The 17,135-nt window shown below is 68.5% G+C and carries 20 protein-coding genes; 16 read left to right on the top strand and 4 right to left on the bottom strand.

Annotated elements, in window-relative coordinates; translation table 11 throughout:
* Nucleotides 1-3: 3 nt before the first annotated feature.
* The 3 genes from BW949_RS17730 to BW949_RS09720 all read right to left on the bottom strand — a co-directional run bounded on the left by BW949_RS17730 (nt 4) and on the right by BW949_RS09720 (nt 2,303).
* Nucleotides 4-246 carry a winged helix-turn-helix transcriptional regulator gene (locus BW949_RS17730; RefSeq protein ID WP_076365577.1) on the bottom strand — a complete coding sequence of 81 codons (243 nt, stop codon included), beginning with the start codon at nt 244-246 and terminating at the stop codon, nt 4-6.
* The gene (locus tag BW949_RS09725) at nt 246-1,967 is read right to left on the bottom strand and encodes a SulP family inorganic anion transporter (protein WP_076365575.1); all 1,722 of its coding nucleotides are present in this window, start codon (nt 1,965-1,967) and stop codon (nt 246-248) included. The genes BW949_RS17730 and BW949_RS09725 overlap by 1 nt, the downstream gene beginning before the upstream one ends.
* Nucleotides 1,968-2,042: 75 nt before the next feature.
* Nucleotides 2,043-2,303 (bottom strand): helix-turn-helix domain-containing protein, encoded by a 261-nt coding sequence (locus BW949_RS09720; protein ID WP_076365573.1) that lies wholly within the window; start codon nt 2,301-2,303, stop codon nt 2,043-2,045.
* A gap of 104 nt (nt 2,304-2,407) precedes the next feature.
* Between BW949_RS09720 and BW949_RS09715 the strand changes: the two genes are divergently transcribed.
* The 16 genes from BW949_RS09715 to BW949_RS09655 all read left to right on the top strand — a co-directional run bounded on the left by BW949_RS09715 (nt 2,408) and on the right by BW949_RS09655 (nt 16,549).
* A complete protein-coding gene (locus BW949_RS09715; RefSeq protein WP_076365571.1) occupies nt 2,408-2,827 on the top strand; it encodes an acyl-CoA transferase in 420 nt (139 codons plus the stop codon).
* A 24-nt stretch (nt 2,828-2,851) separates the two neighbouring features.
* Nucleotides 2,852-3,790, top strand: coding sequence for a phage tail tube protein (locus tag BW949_RS09710; RefSeq protein ID WP_076365569.1), 939 nt, complete (start codon nt 2,852-2,854; stop codon nt 3,788-3,790).
* 2 nt (nt 3,791-3,792) lie between these two features.
* Nucleotides 3,793-4,230, top strand: a complete 438-nt coding sequence (locus tag BW949_RS09705) for a hypothetical protein (RefSeq protein ID WP_076365567.1) — start codon at nt 3,793-3,795, stop codon at nt 4,228-4,230.
* Between the two features lie 62 nt (nt 4,231-4,292).
* Nucleotides 4,293-4,457 (top strand): DUF7697 family protein, encoded by a 165-nt coding sequence (locus BW949_RS16510; protein WP_235816264.1) that lies wholly within the window; start codon nt 4,293-4,295, stop codon nt 4,455-4,457.
* On the top strand, nt 4,450-6,885 hold the full coding sequence (locus BW949_RS09700; protein WP_076365565.1) for a phage tail tape measure C-terminal domain-containing protein: 2,436 nt from the start codon (nt 4,450-4,452) through the stop codon (nt 6,883-6,885). Before BW949_RS16510 ends, BW949_RS09700 begins: the two co-directional genes overlap by 8 nt.
* Nucleotides 6,886-6,888: 3 nt before the next feature.
* Entirely contained in the window at nt 6,889-7,515 is a 627-nt protein-coding gene (locus tag BW949_RS09695) for a DUF2460 domain-containing protein (protein WP_076365563.1), read from the top strand.
* Nucleotides 7,512-7,862, top strand: coding sequence for a hypothetical protein (locus tag BW949_RS09690; RefSeq protein ID WP_058248933.1), 351 nt, complete (start codon nt 7,512-7,514; stop codon nt 7,860-7,862). Before BW949_RS09695 ends, BW949_RS09690 begins: the two co-directional genes overlap by 4 nt.
* Nucleotides 7,855-7,986 carry a hypothetical protein gene (locus BW949_RS17560; protein ID WP_255453271.1) on the top strand — a complete coding sequence of 44 codons (132 nt, stop codon included), beginning with the start codon at nt 7,855-7,857 and terminating at the stop codon, nt 7,984-7,986. The genes BW949_RS09690 and BW949_RS17560 overlap by 8 nt, the downstream gene beginning before the upstream one ends.
* Before the next feature lie 5 nt (nt 7,987-7,991).
* Complete coding sequence (locus BW949_RS09685) at nt 7,992-8,657, top strand: lysozyme (protein ID WP_076365561.1); 666 nt, start codon at nt 7,992-7,994, stop codon at nt 8,655-8,657.
* A 3-nt stretch (nt 8,658-8,660) separates the two neighbouring features.
* The gene (locus BW949_RS09680) at nt 8,661-8,891 is read left to right on the top strand and encodes a hypothetical protein (protein WP_076365559.1); all 231 of its coding nucleotides are present in this window, start codon (nt 8,661-8,663) and stop codon (nt 8,889-8,891) included.
* Entirely contained in the window at nt 8,884-8,985 is a 102-nt protein-coding gene (locus BW949_RS17725; RefSeq protein WP_102017044.1) for a DUF3789 domain-containing protein, read from the top strand. The genes BW949_RS09680 and BW949_RS17725 overlap by 8 nt, the downstream gene beginning before the upstream one ends.
* A 98-nt stretch (nt 8,986-9,083) precedes the next feature.
* Nucleotides 9,084-9,326 (top strand): hypothetical protein, encoded by a 243-nt coding sequence (locus BW949_RS09675; RefSeq protein WP_143538937.1) that lies wholly within the window; start codon nt 9,084-9,086, stop codon nt 9,324-9,326.
* On the top strand, nt 9,323-10,207 hold the full coding sequence (locus BW949_RS09670) for a DUF2163 domain-containing protein (RefSeq protein WP_076365555.1): 885 nt from the start codon (nt 9,323-9,325) through the stop codon (nt 10,205-10,207). The genes BW949_RS09675 and BW949_RS09670 overlap by 4 nt, the downstream gene beginning before the upstream one ends.
* Nucleotides 10,204-10,638 (top strand): NlpC/P60 family protein, encoded by a 435-nt coding sequence (locus BW949_RS09665; RefSeq protein ID WP_076365553.1) that lies wholly within the window; start codon nt 10,204-10,206, stop codon nt 10,636-10,638. Before BW949_RS09670 ends, BW949_RS09665 begins: the two co-directional genes overlap by 4 nt.
* Before the next feature lie 9 nt (nt 10,639-10,647).
* Nucleotides 10,648-14,613, top strand: coding sequence for a baseplate multidomain protein megatron (locus BW949_RS09660; RefSeq protein ID WP_076365551.1), 3,966 nt, complete (start codon nt 10,648-10,650; stop codon nt 14,611-14,613).
* Between the two features lie 10 nt (nt 14,614-14,623).
* Entirely contained in the window at nt 14,624-16,549 is a 1,926-nt protein-coding gene (locus tag BW949_RS09655; RefSeq protein WP_076365549.1) for a DUF2793 domain-containing protein, read from the top strand.
* A gap of 167 nt (nt 16,550-16,716) precedes the next feature.
* Here the strand turns inward: BW949_RS09655 and BW949_RS09650 are convergent, their stop codons facing one another.
* The gene (locus tag BW949_RS09650; RefSeq protein ID WP_076365547.1) at nt 16,717-17,130 is read right to left on the bottom strand and encodes a hypothetical protein; all 414 of its coding nucleotides are present in this window, start codon (nt 17,128-17,130) and stop codon (nt 16,717-16,719) included.
* Nucleotides 17,131-17,135: the final 5 nt, after the last annotated feature.

The raw sequence follows: 17,135 nt of genomic DNA, 5'->3' as shown, positions 1-17,135 counted from the left end.
ACATCAGCCGCCGTTTCGCGTTCGTTCCCAGATGCGCGTCCAGGCAACCCGCTCGGCTGGACGGACCAGCCCGTCGCGCTCGAGGCGTCTCAGGAGGTGCAGGATGCCGCTGTTGCTCATGCCAAGCGCGTCCCGCAACTCGGACTGTGTGCGTGGCCGTTCGAGGGCGGACAGAACGAAGCGGCGGCGCTCTTCGGGCCCGAACCTCTGGCGGCGGCGACGTCTTTCCGGTGCGCCGCCCGGCATCACGCCACCTCCCGCGCATCGCTGGAGGCGTCAGTGATGGCTGCCAGCGCTTCCTCGATGCCGACCGCGTAGTGCACGAGGGGCCGTTTCAGGCCGTGGGTCACGAAGACCCTCTGAATGTCGCGGCTGGCGCCTGTGAGCCAGAGCGCGACGCCGCGCTTGTGGGCCTTGTGGGCGAGACCCTCGATCATGTTGGCGCCGGTCGAGTCGAGGAAGGGCACTGCCGAGAAATCGACGATCAGCGCCTTGTGGCTGTCCTGGATGCGGTCGAGCACCGAGCCGATGGATGCGGTTGCACCGAAGAAGAGCGCGCCGGTGATGCGGTAGACCACGACCTCCGGATTCGCGGCGACCTCTTCGTCATAGCTGCCACGCGGGTGCGCGCCGTCCGCCTCGTCCCGTCCCACGAAGGGCGTGTGGCTGGCGATGGCGGTGGTCTTGCTCATCCGCTGGATGAAGAGGACCGAGCCGAGCGCGAAGCCGACCACGATGGCCTCGGTCAGGTCGCGGAAGATGGTCAGGAAGAAGGTGGCGGCCAGCACCGTCGCCTCGCCCCAGCCAGAGCGGAAGAGGATGGCGATGGCGGGCTTCTCGATCATGTTCCAGGCGACGACGGCAAGGACACCCGCGAGCGCGGCCAGTGGAATGTAGGCGGCGAGCGGCGCGGCGATCAGCATGAAGAGCAGGATGAACAGCGCATGCAGCATGCCGGATACCGGCCCGTGTGCACCCGAGCGCACATTGGTCGCGGTCCGTGCAATGGTTCCCGTGACGCAGAAGCCGCCGAAGAGGGCCGAGCCGATATTAGCCGCCCCCTGTGCCACAAGCTCGCAGTTCGAGCGGTGCCGACGCCCGGTCATGCCGTCGGCAACCACGGCGGAAAGAAGCGACTCGATGGCGCCGAGAAGCGTGAAGGAGATCGCGGCGGGGAGAACGGCCATGATCTTCTCGACTGACAGGTCCGGCAGGCTGGGGGCCGGCAGGGTCGAGGGGATACCGCCGAACTTCGTGCCGATGGTCTGCACCGGCAGGTTCAGAAGCGCCGTCGCCAAGGCCGCGACACCCACCGCGATCAGCATGCCCGGCCAATGCGGTCGCCAGCGACGAAGCCCGAGGATGATCGCCACGGTCGCCGCCGAGACGAGAAGCGCAGCGGGCGTCAAGCTCGAACGGGCCTCCCACAAAGCCGGGAGCTTTTCGAGCAACTCACCCGGTTCATGCTCCAGCGTCAGGCCGAAGAGTTCCTTGATCTGGCTGGCGAAGATGATGACCGCGATCCCCGCGGTGAAGCCGACCGTCACCGGAAAGGGAATGAACTTGATGAAGGTGCCGAGTCGCAGGAAGCCGACGGCCGCCAGCATCAAGCCCGAGAGGAAGGTCGCAAGGATCAGCCCTTCCATCCCGTGTTGCGCGACCGTGGCCGCGACCAACACGATGAAGGCGCCCGCGGGCCCGCCGATCTGGAACCGCGATCCGCCGAGCAGCGAGACGAGGAACCCGCCGACAATGGCGGTGTAGAGCCCCTGAGCCGGGGTCGCGCCTGAAGCGATGGCGATCGCCATGGAGAGCGGCAGCGCCACGATGGCGACGGTCAGCCCTGCAATGGCGTCCGCCCGCAACTGCGTCAGCCCGTAGCCCTCGCGCAGGACGGTCACGAGTTTCGGGGTGTAGAGCTCGGCGAAGCTGGGCGTGTCGCCGGTCTGTCTGGTCTGGTCTTTCATCTGGGGCCGCACCTTGAATGGGTTGCGGCGGGATCGTCGGCATGTGGTCGGCGGTCGCCGTCGCGAAGTTTAGGGTTAGTGTTTCGGGGGTGGAGATTTCAGGCGAACGCCGCGTCCGCCTGCCGTGCTGGGGGTGCCTTCACCGATCAGCTCGACACCAGCGAGTTCCAGCGCCGCGACGACCTTGGTCAGGCTGTCAACCACGCCGCGCACATTGCCGGCGCTGGCTTCCATGCGTTGGATCGTCGGGACGGACAGCCCGGATAGCTCGGCCAGGGTTTTCTGGTCGATACCGAGAAGGGCGCGCGCCGCGCGCATCTGGGGGCCGGTGATCATGAGGCATATCCTGAATGGGATAATCGCTATCTAGAACTTGCTTACTGATATGTCAAACATGCATGCTGATTGTTACTCGTCGCTTGGCGCTATCCGGAGTATCCATGCCCACCCCCCGTGAAACCATCCTCACCGCGCTGCACGCGCGGCTTTCGGCGTTGCCCGCCACCGCGCTGCGGGGTGACGTGCTGCCCGAGCGCGTCCCGGCCGATGGCCTGCTGATCCTGCGCGACGGGGAGCCAGGTGACCCCGAGGTGACATTGTCGCCGCTGACCTACCACTACCAGCACCGAGCCGAGATCGAGGCCGTTGTGCAGGGCGCCGACCGTGACGCCGCCTTCGACACGCTGACCGCCAGCATCGGCGCGGCGCTCGCGGCCGACCGCACGCTCGGCGGCCTCTGCGACTGGGTCGAGGCGGAAGCGCCGAGGCCAGTCGATCTGCCGGTCGATGGCGCGGCCAGCCTGAAGGCGGCCGTGATCCCGGTCGTCCTTCACTACACCACGGCCGACCCGCTCGGCTGACCCCGACAACCCGAGGAGAACACCATGGCACGAGCCCAAGGGGCGCGGGCGCAGATGGCGCTTGCGTTCGAGACCGTCTACGGCACGCCGCCCGCCGGCGGATTCACGAAGATGCCGTTTGCCAGCACCACGTTGGGCGCGGAGCAGCCGCTCTTGAACTCCGAGCTCCTCGGCTACGGCCGCGATCCGCTGGCGCCGATCAAGGACGCGGTGACGGCCGACGGCGATGTCGTGGTGCCGCTCGATGCGGAGGCCTTCGGCTTCTGGCTTAAGGCCGCGTTCGGTGCGCCGACCACGACCGGCATTGGTCCCTGGACGCACGAGTTCCAGTCGGGTGCCTGGACGCTGCCGAGCCTCTCCATCGAGACCGGCATGCCGGAGGTGCCGCGCTACGCCATGTATTCCGGCTGCGTGCTCGACCAGATCACTTGGCAGATGCAGCGGTCTGGCCTGCTGACCGCAACCGCCCGGCTGGTGGCGCAAGGCGAGACGGTGGGCACAACGACCAGCGCCGGGACACCCGCCGCGCTGGAGCTGAAGCGCTTCGGACATTTCAACGGGTCGATCACCCGCAACGGTTCGGCCCTCGGCAACGTGGTCTCGGCCGACATCACCTATGCCAACAACCTCGACCGGATCGAGACAATCCGCAGCGATGGCCGGATCGACGGCGCGGATCCCTCCATCGCGGCGCTGACGGGCTCCATCGAGGTCCGCTTCGCCGACAGCACGTTGGTGACGCAGGCAATAAATGGCGATCCCTGCGAGCTCGAGTTCGGCTACGTCCTGCCCTCGGGCGAGAGCTTCACCTTCACCGTGCACGCCGTCTACCTGCCGCGCCCCCGGATCGAGATTTCCGGGCCGCAGGGCGTCCAGGCGACCTTCGACTGGCAGGCGGCGCGCGACAGCGTCGTCGGCCGGATGTGCACCGCAACCCTGATCAACGACATCGAGGTGTACTGAGAATGCTGACGCTCGACCTGACCAAAGCCCCGCGCTGGCATGACCTCGCGCCCGGCGTGCGGGTGCAGCTGCGCCCGCTGACGACCGCGCTGATGGTGGCGACCCGCAGCGATCCCGCCGTAGAAGCGGTGCCGGAAGAGGCTCCCGACGAGGAACGCGCCGTCGCCTTCGCCAAGGCGCTGGCTCGGCGGGCGGTGCTCGCCTGGGACGGCATCGGCGATGCGGACGGCAAGCCGATCGATCCCAGCCCCGAGGCCATCGACGCGCTCCTCGACATCTGGCCGGTCTTCGAGGCCTTCCAGCTGACCTACGTCTCGAAAGGCCTGCTGCTGGAACAGGAAAAAAACGCCTCTGCGCTCTCGCCGAATGGTCCTTCGGCGGGGGCGACCGATATTGCGCCGCCTGCAAAACGGCGTGCGAAGGCTGCCCGGCGCGGCTGAACCGACCGCTGACCCATGAGGGTTGGCAGGTCTGGGACCTCGTCGGCCGCCTCGGGGGACAGATGCGGGTGATCCCCGGCGCCATCGTCGGCTGGGACCTGACTGCCGCGCTCTCTCTTGGCGAGGCCCTCGGCGTGCCGCCCGCTGTCGCGGCCGAACTTCTGCCCGTCATCGAAGCGGTGATGGTCGCCAAACTCAACGAACAGATGGAACGCCCCAATGGCTGAAAAACGCGTCAGCGTCCGCCTTGCGGCGGTCGGTGGTCGGCAGGTGCGTGCCGAGCTGGAAGGCGTCGGCGAAGCCGGTGCCCGAGGTTTCGGTCGGCTCAGCCGGGAGATGGAAGCAGCCAACGCAAGGCTCGCGGCCTTCTCGCGGCGGGTCCGTGTAGCCGCCACAGCCGCCGTGGCAGCGGCCGCAGCCGCTGGCGTGGCGATGATCCGCTCCGGCCTCTCGAGCGTCGATGCACAGGCCAAGCTCGCACAGTCCCTCGGCACCACGGTTGCCTCAATCCAGACGCTGGAGCGCGCGGGCGAACTGGCGGGCGTGTCCATGTCCGGGATCGAGCAGGCGACCAAGGACCTGACGCGCCGTCTCAGCCAGGCGGCCGCCGGAACCGGTCCCGCTGCCGATGCGCTGGACCGGCTGGGCCTTTCCGCCAACGAGCTGATCGCTTTGCCGCTGGACCAGCGGGTGGGTGCCATCAACGCCGCCATCGAGAGCTTCGTGCCCGCCGCCGAACGCGCGGCCGTCGCGGGTCAGCTCTTCGGCGAGGAAGGCTCCATCGCCATGAGCCGGATCGACACGGCGACGCTGCGCCAGGCGACGGAGGACGTGCTTGCCTTCGGCGTCGTCGTCTCCGAGCAGGATGCCGACCAGATCGAGCGCACGAATGATGCCATCTCGCGGCTGGGTCTGATCTGGCGCGGCCTCTCGAACCAGCTGGCCGTCGCCGCGGCCCCGGCGCTCGAGGCAGTTGCCAATGCCATGGCCGCGATTGCCAGCCGCACCGGCCCGCTCGGCATCGCGATCCGCGGGCTCTTCGACAACATCGGCCGCCTGACGACCTATGCCGTGACCTTCGCGACTTTCCTCGCGGGTCGCTGGGTCGCCGGGCTGACCGCCGCCGCGCTGTCGGTCCGTGGGTTCGCCACTGCGCTCGTCGTGCTACGCGGCGCGCTGATCCGCACCGGCATCGGGGCCCTGATCGTCGGCGTGGGCGAGCTGATCTATCAGCTGTCCCAGTTCGTCGCCCGCGTGGGTGGGGTCGGCGAAGCTTTCCGGCTGCTCTCCGATCTGGCCTCCGAGGTCTGGTCGCGCATCGGGCTTGCGCTCGACGCCGCACTGGCCCGCATGGCGGCTGGGTGGGAGGGGCTGAAGGCCGCCGCACTCTCGGCCCTCGACGGCACCGTCGCGGGTGTCGTGGGGTTTGGGGACCGCACTGTCGCGATCTTCCAGGGGGCCTATGATGGCGCGGTGGCGATCTGGGGCAGCCTGCCGGGCGCCATCGGCGACTTCGCCTACCAGGCGGCGAACGGGCTGATCGGCGGGGTGGAGGCGATGCTGAACGGCGTCGTCACCCGCATCAACAGCTTCATCGAGACCCTGAACGCCGCGCTGGCCCTGTTGCCCGAATGGGCGACCGGCGAAGGCGGCGTGCGGATCGGCACGCTCGATGCGGTGGACCTGAGCAGGATCGACAACCCGTTCGAGGGCGCAGCGACGGCGGCTGGTACGGCAGCGGCCGATGCGTTCTCAGACGCGCTCGCCCGGACCTATATCGCACCGCCCGATCTCGGGCTCGGTGCCATGGCGGATGACGCGCGTGCCCGGGCCGATGCCTACGCGGAAGCTGCTGGCATGCTGACCGATGCCGCGACCCGGCCGCTCGCCGCCTGGCAGGCGCTGAAGGATGCCGTGACCGGGTCCGGCACGGAGTCTGAGGCCGCGCTGACGGATGCCGCGACCTCCGCCGATGCACTGGCGGCCGGGCTCGACGACACCGCAACTGCGGCCAACGGCGCCGGAGGTGCTGCCCGCGGTGCTGGAACCGCCACTGGCGAAGGAGCCGAGCGTGCGCTGACCGGATGGCGGGCCGTGACGGCGGCGCTCTCGGACTATGCCAGCCGGGCGCGGGAGATCGGCGGCGATATCGGCCAGAGCCTCGTCAGCGCGTTCCAGTCGGCCGAGGACGCGGTCGGTGAGTTCGTGAAAACCGGCAAGCTGAACTTCCGCGATCTGGTGACCTCGCTCATCGCCGATCTGGCGAAGCTGGCGGCGCGGCGCTTCATCCTCGGCCCCATCGCCAATGCGCTCTCGGGCGCGCTCGGCGGCGCGGGAGGGATCTTCGCCAATATCTTGCACGCAGGCGGCATGGTCGGATCGTCCGGAGCCTCGCGCATGGTGCCGGCCATGGCCTTCGCCGCCGCGCCCCGGATGCATTCGGGCGGCGCTGTCGGCCTTCGCCACGACGAGGTCCCGGCCATCCTGCAAAGGGGCGAGCGCGTGCTCTCGCGCCGCGAGGCGCAGAGCTACGGCGCGGGCGGCGGGATCAACGTCACCATCATGGCCCGCGACGCCGAGAGCTTCCGGCAATCCCGCACGCAGGTCGCGGCGGACATCGCCCGCGCGGTGTCGCTCGGGCGCCGGGGGATGTAAGCCATGGCGTTCCATGAGGTTCGGTTCCCGGACAACATCAGCCGCGGCGCGCGCGGCGGGCCCGAGCGGCGCACCCAGATCGTCGAACTTGCCTCGGGCGACGAGGAGCGCAACGCCAGCTGGGCGAACTCCCGGCGCCGCTATGATGTGGCCTACGGCATCCGCCGCGCCGACGATCTGGCGGCGGTCGTCGCTTTCTTCGAGGCGCGGAACGGTCGCCTCCATGGCTTCCGGTTCAAGGATTGGGGCGATTACAAGTCCTGCCTGCCCTCGGGCACGCCAGCGCCGACCGATCAGGCGATCGGCACCGGCGACGGTGCGACAACGACATTCCAGCTGGTGAAGCGCTACGTCTCGGGCAGCCAGACATGGGTGCGGACCATCACCAAGCCGGTCGCGGGCTCGGTCACCGTCGCTCTGAACGATGCATCGCAGGCGTCCGGCTGGTCCGTCGATACCACGACCGGCGTCATCACCTTCACCACCGCGCCGGGTTCCGGCGTCGCGATCACCGCGGGCTTCGAGTTCGATGTCCCGGTCCGCTTCGACACGGACGTGCTCGACGTGACGCTCGATCTCGAACGGCTGGGCTCCATCACCTCCATCCCGCTTCTGGAGATCCGACGATGAATGATGAAACCGGATTTCTGGCGGCGGCGCTGAAGGAACTGCTCGCCTCCACGGCGGTGATCCTCGCCGCATGGGGCGCGCTCGGGGGCGCGACCAACGCGCTGACCACGAAAATGCGGCTGCGCGACGCGCTGCGCCACATCCTGCTCGGCGGTCTGATCGCGGCCGGGATGGGGAGCCTGTCGATGGCGATCATCACCCGCTGGCTCGGTCTGCCGCCCGAGGCGATCCCGGCCGGTGGCGCGGCCGGATCGGCCGCCTATCTGGTCGGCGTTTTCGGGCCGGCCTTCATCGAGGTGCTGCTCGCCCGCCTGCGCCATGCCGGGAAAGGCGATGGCGATGCATGACCTTCTTCGCCTCGCGCGCTCCCTGCGCTGCGACCCGGCCGACCCCGGCCAGGCCTTCCGCCACCGCCTGGGCGTCGGCATCGCCATCGCCGCGCTGATCCTGATCCTCTCGCTTCTGGGGTGATTTCCATGCAGATGACCGACCGGGGCCTGTTGGCCCTCGTCCGGCACGAAGGTATCGTGCCCGGACCCTACACGGATGTGAAACAGGTCTGGACCTTCGGCATCGGCCACACGGCCGCAGCCGGAGAACCCGATCCCGCCAGGATGCCGCGCGGAATACCCGCCGATCTCGACGCAGGGATCAGCGAAGCCTTCCGGGTCTTTCGCGCCGACCTCGCGCGCTACGAGGCAGCCGTCCTGGGCGCCGTGAAGGTGCCGCTCGAACCGCATGAGTTCGATGCGCTGGTTTCGTTCCATTACAATACCGGCGGCATCGCCAAGGCGGCGCTGACCCGGCACCTGAACGCGGGCGACCGGGCTGCCGCAGCAGCAGCCTTCATGGGGTGGCTCAAGCCCGTCGCGATCCGCCCGCGCCGCGAGGCAGAACGCGATCTCTTCGCAACGGGCCGCTATCCAACCGGAACCATCCCGGTCTGGCCGGTCGACCGTAACGGCCGGGTCGATTTCTCGCGACCGATCCGGCGTCTGACCGAGGACGAGGCGCTGGCGCTGCTGCGCCCCGCAGGCGTGCCGGTGTCGAGTCCATCCGTGCCTGCTGCCACACATGAACCTGCCATCGGTTGGCTTGCCCGTCTGAGCGCGTTCTTCTCCACCCTGATCCGGAAGGCCTGATCCATGCGCTACATCCGACTGACCTCGCTCACCTGGTGGGCGGGGTGCCTCGCCATGCTCACCGGCATTGCCTCGCTCGCGCTGCCCGCCACCGGGCCGCTCGGCGAACTCTCCTGCTTCGTCGCGCTGCTTGCCGGCAGTGGCGATGCCTCGCCTGCGGGGCTGATGTTCCTCGGGCTGGGCCTGATCGGCTTGCGTGACCGGATCGAGCGCGGGTTCCGCGGCGATGCTTGAGTTCCTCGCAGGAATGATCGTGGGCGGCGGCCTCGGCGTTTTCGTCGTCGCCCTCTGCGTCGCCGCCGCGCGCGGGGATCACGACGATGGCTGAGTTCCTGATCTGGCTGGTCGCGGCTCTCGGTGTGATCGGAGGCGTCGTCCTCGGCCGGTTCTGGGGCCGCACGGAAGGCAAACGGGAGGCGGAACACGATGCGATCGAAGACAAGAACAACCGTGTCGAGCGCGGGCGGGATGCGGTTCGTGACGGTCGCGGTGCTGGCGATCCTGCTGACCGCCTGCGACGCAACGATGGGCGCTGGTGATGCGGGCTGCGCCTCCTATGCCGAGGCGCGGCTGGCCCGACCGCCAGCCTCTGCCGTCGCCGACGTGCCCCCGGAATGGGCGACCTGGATCGCCGATCTCGACGACCGCATGACAGGAACCTGCCGATGAAATCCCTTTCGCCCGCTCTGCAGGCCCATCTCGACGAGGGCACGACGACGCTCGGCTGGTGCTGGCGGATCGCCCGGGCCGACGGCGTCACCTTCGGCTTCACCGATCACGACCGCACGCTCAGCTTCGATGGCACGGACTTCGAACCCGAGAGCGGGCTGACGGCATCCGAGGTTCGCTCGGGCTCGGACTTGTCGGTCGATGCGCAGGACGCGGAAGGCGTGCTGACCTCCGACCGCATCACCGAGACCGACATCCTCGACGGCCGCTGGGACAATGCGTCGGTGGAGGTCTGGCGCGTGAACTGGGCGGACACCGCGCAGCGCGTTCTGATGCGGCGCGGGGCCATCGGCCAGATCCGGCGCGGGCGGCTGGCCTTCGTCGCGGAGGTGCGCTCGCTGGCCCATGTGCTCGGGCAGACGGTGGGGCGGACCTTCCAGGCGACCTGCGATGCCGCGCTCGGCGATGCGCGCTGCGGCGTCGATCTCGAGGATCCGGCCTTCAAGGGGATGGGCTCGGTGATCGACCTCCTGCGCGACCGCGCGTTCACTGCCTCCGGTCTAGGCGGCTTCGACGCTGGCTGGTTCACCTTCGGCACGCTTGACTGGACCTCCGGCGCGAATGCCGGGCGTCGCGCGGAAGTGCTGGGCCAAGACGTGACCGACGGCATCGCGATCCTGACCCTGCTCGAAGCGCCGGTGCGCGCCATTTCCGAGGGCGACGCCTTCACCATCCGTGCGGGCTGCGACAAGCGGATCGAGACCTGCGGCGCGAAGTTCGCCAACACCGCCAACTTCCGCGGCTTCCCTCACATCCCCGGCCAGGACACCATCCTGCGCTACGCGACCAAGGACGGCGGACACGACGGGGGCGTGCTGTGAATAGCGCCGACCCGGATCGGGTGATCGCGGCAGCGCGCGCGTGGCTCGGCACGCCGTACCATGACCAGGCAAGCCTCAAGGGCATCGGCTGCGACTGCCTCGGGCTCGCCCGGGGTGTCTGGCGCGAAGTCGTGGGCCCCGAGCCATTCCCGATCCCGCCCTACAGCCGGGACTGGGGCGAGACGGGCCCTCGCGAGGTGCTGGCCGAGGGCGCGCGGCGCATGATGCCGGAGATCGCCCCAGCCGATGCCACTCCCGGTTCGCTGGTCCTCTTTCGGATGATGCCGCGCGCCATCGCCAAACATGTCGGGATCCTGACCGCGCCCGACACTTTCCTCCACGCCTACGAGCGGCTCGGCGTGATCGAGGAGCCGCTCACCCAAGCTTGGCGGCGGCGCATCGCCTTCGCCTTCCTGTTTCCGCAACGCTGAGACCCCGACATGGCCACCCTCATTCTCGGCGCTGCCGGTGCTGCCATCGGCGGCTCGATCGGTGGCGCGATCCTCGGCGTCAGTGCCGCGACCATCGGCGGCTTCATCGGTTCCACCATCGGCTCGGTCGTCGACAGCTGGATCGTGTCCTCGCTCGCGCCGACCCAACGGATCGAAGGCGCGCGGCTCGACAGCTTGCGCATCACCTCCTCCACCGAGGGGGCTGTGATCCCGCGGCTCTACGGCCGGATGCGGATCGGCGGCAACATCATCTGGGCGACCGACTTTCGCGAGGAGACGAAAACCACCACGCAGGGCGGCGGCAAGGGCGGCGGGGGCGGCAAGGTCAAGACCACCGAGTACCTGTACTATGCATCCTTCGCCGTCGCTTTGTGTGAAGGACCGATCACCGGCATCGGGCGTATCTGGGCCGACGGCAAGCCGATGGACCTCTCCGGCGTCACCTGGCGCTGGTATCCGGGCGACGAGGCGCAAACGGCCGATCCGTTCATCGCGGCCAGGATGGGCGCGGCCAACACGCCCGCTTATCGCAGCACGGCCTATGTCGTTTTCGAGGAACTGCCGCTGTCGAGCTACGGCAACCGCCTGCCGCAGCTGTCCTTCGAGGTCTTCCGACCGCTCGCCGACCCCGACACAGCCGAGGGGCTGACCCGCGCTGTTACCCTGATCCCGGCCTCGGGCGAGTTCACCTATGCCACCGAAGGAATCCGCAAATCCTCCGGCGGCGCGACGCAGGCCGAAAACCTGAACGCGCTGCCGGATACCGCCGACATGGTCGTCGCACTCGACCGCCTGCAGGCCATGGCGCCCGCCGTCGAAAGCGTCAGCCTCGTCGTCGCCTGGTTCGGCGACGACCTGCGCGCGGGTTCCTGCAAGCTGCGCCCGGGCGTCGAGGTCACGGCCAAATCCACGACACCGGTCGGCTGGTCGGTCAATGGCGTCAGTCGCGCAAGCGCCTTCCTCGTCAGCCGCGACGCCGAGGATCGCCCGGTCTATGGCGGCACGCCCGCCGATTTCACGGTGGTGCAGGCAATCCGGGAGATGAAGGCGCGTGGGCTGGGCGTGACCTTCTATCCCTTCATCCTGATGGACGTGCCGCCCGGCAACTTGGCTCCGAACCCGTATTCCGACAACGCCGCCGGGACGGGCCAGCCCACATTCCCCTGGCGCGGCCGGATCACCTGTTCGCCCGCGGCAGGCTATGCCGGGAGCGTGGACAAGACGGCGACGGCGTCGAGCCAGGTCGCGGCGTTCTTCGGCAGCGCCAACCCTTCCGACTTCGCGATCTCGGGCGACACCGTCTCCTGGACCGGCCCGTCCGGGGACTGGGGTCTGCGCCGCATGATGCTGCACTACGCCCATCTCTGCGCGGTGGCAGGCGGCGTCGACGCTTTCCTGATCGGCTCGGAGATGCGCGGCCTGACCACCATCCGCTCGGGCGCCAGCAGCTATCCCGCCGTCACCGCGCTCAAGGCGCTCGCCGCCGATGTGCGCGCCATTCTAGGGTCGGGCACGGAGATCGGCTATGCGGCCGACTGGTCCGAGTACTTCGGCCACCATCCGGGCGACGGCATCGGCGATGTCTATTTCCACCTCGACCCGCTCTGGTCGGATGCCAACATCGATTTCGTCGGCATCGACAACTACATGCCGCTCTCCGACTGGCGCGACGGGTTCGGGCACGCCGACGCGACCGAGGGCTGGCCCGCAATCTACGACCGGGCCTATCTGCAGGCGAACATCGCGGGCCGCGAAGGCTTCGACTGGTTCTATGCGAGCGCGGCGGATCGGTCGGCGCAGGTGCGCACCCCGATCACCGATGGCGCTGCGGGCAAGCCATGGGTCTTCCGCTACAAGGATCTGCGTAGCTGGTGGTCGAACCCGCATTACAACCGCCCGGGCGGGGTGGAGAGCGGCACGGCGACGGCTTGGGTGCCGGAATCCAAGCCCATCCGCTTCACCGAACTCGGCTGCCCGGCCATCGACCGGGGAACCAACCAGCCCAACGTCTTCTTCGACCCGAAATCGTCGGAGAGCTTCACGCCGTATTTCTCACGGGGCTGGCGTGACGACACCATCCAGCGGGCCTATCTCGAGGCGACGTATCTCTTCTGGGGCGAGGCCGCGAACAACCCGGTGTCTGCGGTCTACGGCGGCCGGATGGTCCATGTGCCGGAATGCGCAGCCTGGACCTGGGACGCGCGACCGTACCCGTTCTTCCCCGAACTGACCGATGTCTGGACCGATGGCCCCAACTGGCGTCTGGGCCATTGGCTGACTGGGCGCCTCGGGTCGGTGTCGCTGGCGGCGCTCGTCCGGCATCTCTGCCTTCGCGCCGGGCTTCCCGAGGCGAGGATCGACGTCACCGGCCTCTGGGGCGCGGTCGAAGGCTACGCAATCACGGCGCTCGAAAGCCCGCGCGCCTCGATCACCACACTGTCGCGGCATTTCGGCTTCGACGCCGTGGAGACCGAGGGTGTGATCCGGTTCGTCATGCGCGGCCGGGCCTCCGTGGCCACCCTCGCGCCCGACGATCTGGTGGCCGCCCGCGAGGGCGACCTGCTGGAACTGACCCGCGGCCAGGAGACGGAACTGCCGCAGGCGCTGAAGTGGCAGGTCGCGCGGGCGGACGAGGATTACGACGCCGCCCTCGTCGAGGCGCGACGCATCACCGTGGACACGACCCGGATCGCCTCCGAGTCTTTCCCGATGGCCGTGCCGCCCGAGGAAGCCGAGCGGCGCTGCCGCCGCGCGCTGATGGAGGCGTGGGTGGGGCGCGAGACGGCGGCGTTCCGTCTGCCGCCGTCTTGCCTTGCGCTCGATCCAGCCGACGCGATCCGACTGGAGCATGACGGGCGGCTGGTCGACCTGCGGCTCGTCTCCATCGCCGACGCAGAGGCGCGTGGCATCGAGGCGGTGCGCTCGGACCGCGCGACCTACGACCTACCGCCTGGCGATCCCCGCGCAGCCTCACTGACGCGGGCCGTGGTGTTCGGCGCGCCGGATGCGGTGCTGATGGACCTGCCGCAGCTGACCGAGGACCAGGCCGCGCATCGGCCCTTCGCGGCGGCGCACGCTGTCCCTTGGCCCGGCGAGATCGCGGTCTACCGTAGTCCCTCGACGGATGGTTTCGACCTGCTGACCACGTTCGGCAGCCGCGCGCGGATCGGGATGCTGGTCTCGGACTTCTATGCTGGCCCCACGTCGCGCTTCGATCTCGGCAATGCGCTCGTGGTCGATCTGCTCAGCGGCACGCTGGAAAACGTAACCGACCTGACGCTGTTCGGCGGGGCCAACGCACTCGCCATCGAGAGCGTGCCCGGCGTCTGGGAGATCGTGCAGGCGGGCGCGGCCGAGCTCCTGGCGCCCGGCCGGTACCGCCTTACCCGGCTCCTGCGCGGTCAGCGCGGCACCGAGGGGGCCCTGGACAATCCCGCGCCCGCCGGTGCGAGGGTGGTGGTGCTGGACGACAGCTTCGCATCGCTGCCGATCGCCGAGGCCGATCTCGGCATCCCGTGGAACTGGCGCATTGGCCCGGCGAGCCGCCCGGTCAGCGACGAGACCTACGTGGCGCAAGCCTTCACGCCCGCAGGCGTGGGGCTGCGACCATTCTCCGTCGCGCATGTCGAACAGCCGTGGCGCAAGCCGCGTGCGCCGGGCGACCTGACCATCCGCTGGACACGCCGATCCCGCGCTTTGTCCGCTGACAGCTGGGGCGGGCTTGAGGTGCCGCTGGCCGAGGAACTGGAGGCTTTCGAGGTCGAGATCCTCGACGGTGCAGTTGTCAAGCGATCCTTGACCACTGCCACGACCAGCGCGCTCTACACCGCCGCCGCCCAGACCACCGATTGGGGCGCGCTACTCGGTCCAGGCGACACGCTCGACATCCGCATCTTTCAGCTCTCCGCCCTCGTCGGGCGGGGCGCGCCGAAATTCGTCACGTTGATCTTCTAAGGGCCATCCCATGTCCGACGCCACGACCCATCTGCTGCTGCCCTACATCCTCGCGGCGCAGGCCCAGAAGCACATCACCCATAACGAGGCGCTGCGGATCCTCGATGGGCTGGTCCAGCTCTCGGTTCTCGACCAGAATCTGACCGTTCCGCCGGGAAGCCCCGCCGATGGCGACCGTTTCCTCGTCGCTTCAGGTGCCACCGGCGACTGGGCGGGGTGGGACCTGAACATTGCCCTCTGGACCGACGGTTCCTGGCTGCGCCTGCCGCCCCGGACCGGCTGGCGGGCATGGGTCGAGAACGAGGCCGTACTGCTCGTCTGGACCGGTGTCGCTTGGGACGTTGTGGGCGAACCGAGCGACATCTCGGATGCCGTCTTCAGCCTGATCAACGATGCCGATCCCACCAAGAAGGCGGTCTTCTCGCTGTCCGGTATCAGTACTGGCACGACCCGCAGCTACACGCTGCCGAATACCTCGTCGGAACTGGCGATCCTGGCAGGCACGCAGACCTTCACCGGCAACAAGACGTTCTCCGGCACGCTGACGGCGTCGGGCACCGTCACGGTTTCGGCAGCGACGGCCACCATCGGCACGGCCACGGGCACCGCGACCTACGGCATAGGCACCGGGGCGACGACCACCGGCCTTACCAAGACCGTCAACCTCGGCACCGGCGGCGCGTCGGGGTCGACCACGGTCGTCAACATCGGCCCCGCGACCTCGGGTGCGAATGGCACGACGGTGGTCAACACGCCGACCGTCACCTTCGCCAATGCCGTGACGCAGGTCGGCATGCCCCAGGCGAACCTGACCGCGCAGTTGCTGGGCCTCGGCGGAGCGACGGCCGACAGCTACAACCGGCTCTCGGTCAACACGCCCGCGGTACTCCTGAACAACGCAGGCGCCGGGATCGAGGCGACGGTCAACAAGGCCGCGCCTGCCAACGATGCGAGCTTCGCCTTCAAGACCAACTGGTCGGCCCGGGCTCTGATCGGCCTTCTCGGCAGCGACGATTTCAGCTTCAAGGTCAGCCCGGACGGCTCGGCCTTCTACGAGGCGCTCCGGATCGACCGAAGCAATGGCCGGGTCGAGATGCCGGAGCCTGTGCTGCTTCCGGCGGTGAGCGCCGTACCCGCACCGCCGCCGACCGGCAAGATCGCCCTCTATGCCCGCGACCGCGCCGGAGCCGGTTGGCTCGACGTCCAGCGCCCCTCGGGCCGGTTCTTTCCGCTGCAGCCGCATTTCGGGGTGAACCGGATCGCGACCTGGGCGCCCTCCACCGGCACGACCGTCAATACCAACGGCATGCCGCGCACCGCTGTCGGCACCGTGTCCACGCCGACGCTCGCTACCACGAACCTCTCGACCTCGATGCGCCGCTGGCGCGTGACCAGCGCCGCCACCGCCGATGCGGCGGCCGAGGAACGCTCGGCCGGCTGGGTCTGCTGGCGCGGCAATGCGGATGGGCTGGGCGGCTTCACCTATGTGAACCGGCTCTCGCTCGTCACCCTGCAGGCGACCGGCATGGGCTTCTTCGGCCTCTACGGGTCCACCACTGCGCTGGCCACGACCCTGACGTTGTCCGCCGTGGTGAACTGTATCGGCATCGGCTTCCAGCGCGGCACCCACACCAACTGGCAGCTGGTGCAGAACGATGCCTCCGGCGCGCCGACGCTCACCGATCTCGGAGCGAGTTTCCCGGTCGCGAGCACGACCAACGTCCTCACTCTCACGCTCCTCGCCGCGCCGAACAGCAGCGAGATCGGCGTCCGGGTGGTCGAGGAGGTCAGCGGGGCGGTGGTCGAGGTCATGCTCGACGCCGACATCCCGGCCGCGACGCAATTCCTGAGCCCGCGCAACTTCATGAACAACGGCGCGACAGCGGCGGCGGTCGCCTACGATTGCTCGGGGGTGTATGTCGAGACGGATTATTGAAGTGCCAATCCTGCGCTGATCCTGCCACGGCGACAAAGTGCCGAAGGGAGTCTTCCGTGGACACGGCATTCAATGAATGACTGTTTCACCTGTGCCGACCGACCGGACCCCAGCAGTTTGTTCGGCGGGAGCGCGGCCCGCCCGGAAACGGGCTGCGCCATTTCTTGTCATGCCTGTTCTGTCCGCATTCTGAGCACCGAGACTCCAAGCCAGGCCATTGCGACCACCATCGAAATGGCACCCACAAGAACAAAGATGGGCGGTGCGGCGAGGACGATTTCGGCGACAATGCCGAGTGGCATCAGCATTCCGCCGAGCGTCAGCCAGGACACGCCCTTCGCGGCCCCGGGCGCCACAGGCAGTTTCAGCAAGAGGTATCCGACCAGAACGTTCAGAAGGGCGAACAGGTTGCCGTGAACATGGGCGAGACGTGCCTCGAAATGGGTCCCGGTGGTGTATTCGGCGATCCATTGCTCCTTGTTTGGGGCGAAATCGCGCAGGTAGATGAGGAGAAACCCGTAGGCCATGAAAGCAGCAAGGAACAGAAGGCCGGCTGCGATGTTGATCTTTCCGTATTTCATGATCT

The organism is Phaeovulum vinaykumarii (genome assembly GCF_900156695.1).
In the GTDB taxonomy this organism is placed as follows: Bacteria; Pseudomonadota; Alphaproteobacteria; order Rhodobacterales; family Rhodobacteraceae; genus Bieblia_A; species Bieblia_A vinaykumarii.
The sequence above is the reverse complement of the archived record's forward strand: the minus strand, read 5'-3'. Positions and strand labels throughout refer to the sequence as shown.

Bases quoted from the DNA above. Each gene is read 5' to 3' on its own strand.
- BW949_RS17730 (WP_076365577.1), bottom strand. From the start codon at position 246: ATGCCGGGCGGCGCACCGGAAAGACGTCGCCGCCGCCAGAGGTTCGGG.
- BW949_RS09725 (WP_076365575.1), bottom strand. From the start codon at position 1,967: ATGAAAGACCAGACCAGACAGACCGGCGACACGCCCAGCTTCGCCGAG.
- BW949_RS09720 (WP_076365573.1), bottom strand. From the start codon at position 2,303: ATGATCACCGGCCCCCAGATGCGCGCGGCGCGCGCCCTTCTCGGTATC.
- BW949_RS09715 (WP_076365571.1), top strand. From the start codon at position 2,408: ATGCCCACCCCCCGTGAAACCATCCTCACCGCGCTGCACGCGCGGCTT.
- BW949_RS09710 (WP_076365569.1), top strand. From the start codon at position 2,852: ATGGCACGAGCCCAAGGGGCGCGGGCGCAGATGGCGCTTGCGTTCGAG.
- BW949_RS09705 (WP_076365567.1), top strand. From the start codon at position 3,793: ATGCTGACGCTCGACCTGACCAAAGCCCCGCGCTGGCATGACCTCGCG.
- BW949_RS16510 (WP_235816264.1), top strand. From the start codon at position 4,293: ATGCGGGTGATCCCCGGCGCCATCGTCGGCTGGGACCTGACTGCCGCG.
- BW949_RS09700 (WP_076365565.1), top strand. From the start codon at position 4,450: ATGGCTGAAAAACGCGTCAGCGTCCGCCTTGCGGCGGTCGGTGGTCGG.
- BW949_RS09695 (WP_076365563.1), top strand. From the start codon at position 6,889: ATGGCGTTCCATGAGGTTCGGTTCCCGGACAACATCAGCCGCGGCGCG.
- BW949_RS09690 (WP_058248933.1), top strand. From the start codon at position 7,512: ATGAATGATGAAACCGGATTTCTGGCGGCGGCGCTGAAGGAACTGCTC.
- BW949_RS17560 (WP_255453271.1), top strand. From the start codon at position 7,855: ATGCATGACCTTCTTCGCCTCGCGCGCTCCCTGCGCTGCGACCCGGCC.
- BW949_RS09685 (WP_076365561.1), top strand. From the start codon at position 7,992: ATGCAGATGACCGACCGGGGCCTGTTGGCCCTCGTCCGGCACGAAGGT.
- BW949_RS09680 (WP_076365559.1), top strand. From the start codon at position 8,661: ATGCGCTACATCCGACTGACCTCGCTCACCTGGTGGGCGGGGTGCCTC.
- BW949_RS17725 (WP_102017044.1), top strand. From the start codon at position 8,884: ATGCTTGAGTTCCTCGCAGGAATGATCGTGGGCGGCGGCCTCGGCGTT.
- BW949_RS09675 (WP_143538937.1), top strand. From the start codon at position 9,084: ATGCGATCGAAGACAAGAACAACCGTGTCGAGCGCGGGCGGGATGCGG.
- BW949_RS09670 (WP_076365555.1), top strand. From the start codon at position 9,323: ATGAAATCCCTTTCGCCCGCTCTGCAGGCCCATCTCGACGAGGGCACG.
- BW949_RS09660 (WP_076365551.1), top strand. From the start codon at position 10,648: ATGGCCACCCTCATTCTCGGCGCTGCCGGTGCTGCCATCGGCGGCTCG.
- BW949_RS09655 (WP_076365549.1), top strand. From the start codon at position 14,624: ATGTCCGACGCCACGACCCATCTGCTGCTGCCCTACATCCTCGCGGCG.
- BW949_RS09650 (WP_076365547.1), bottom strand. From the start codon at position 17,130: ATGAAATACGGAAAGATCAACATCGCAGCCGGCCTTCTGTTCCTTGCT.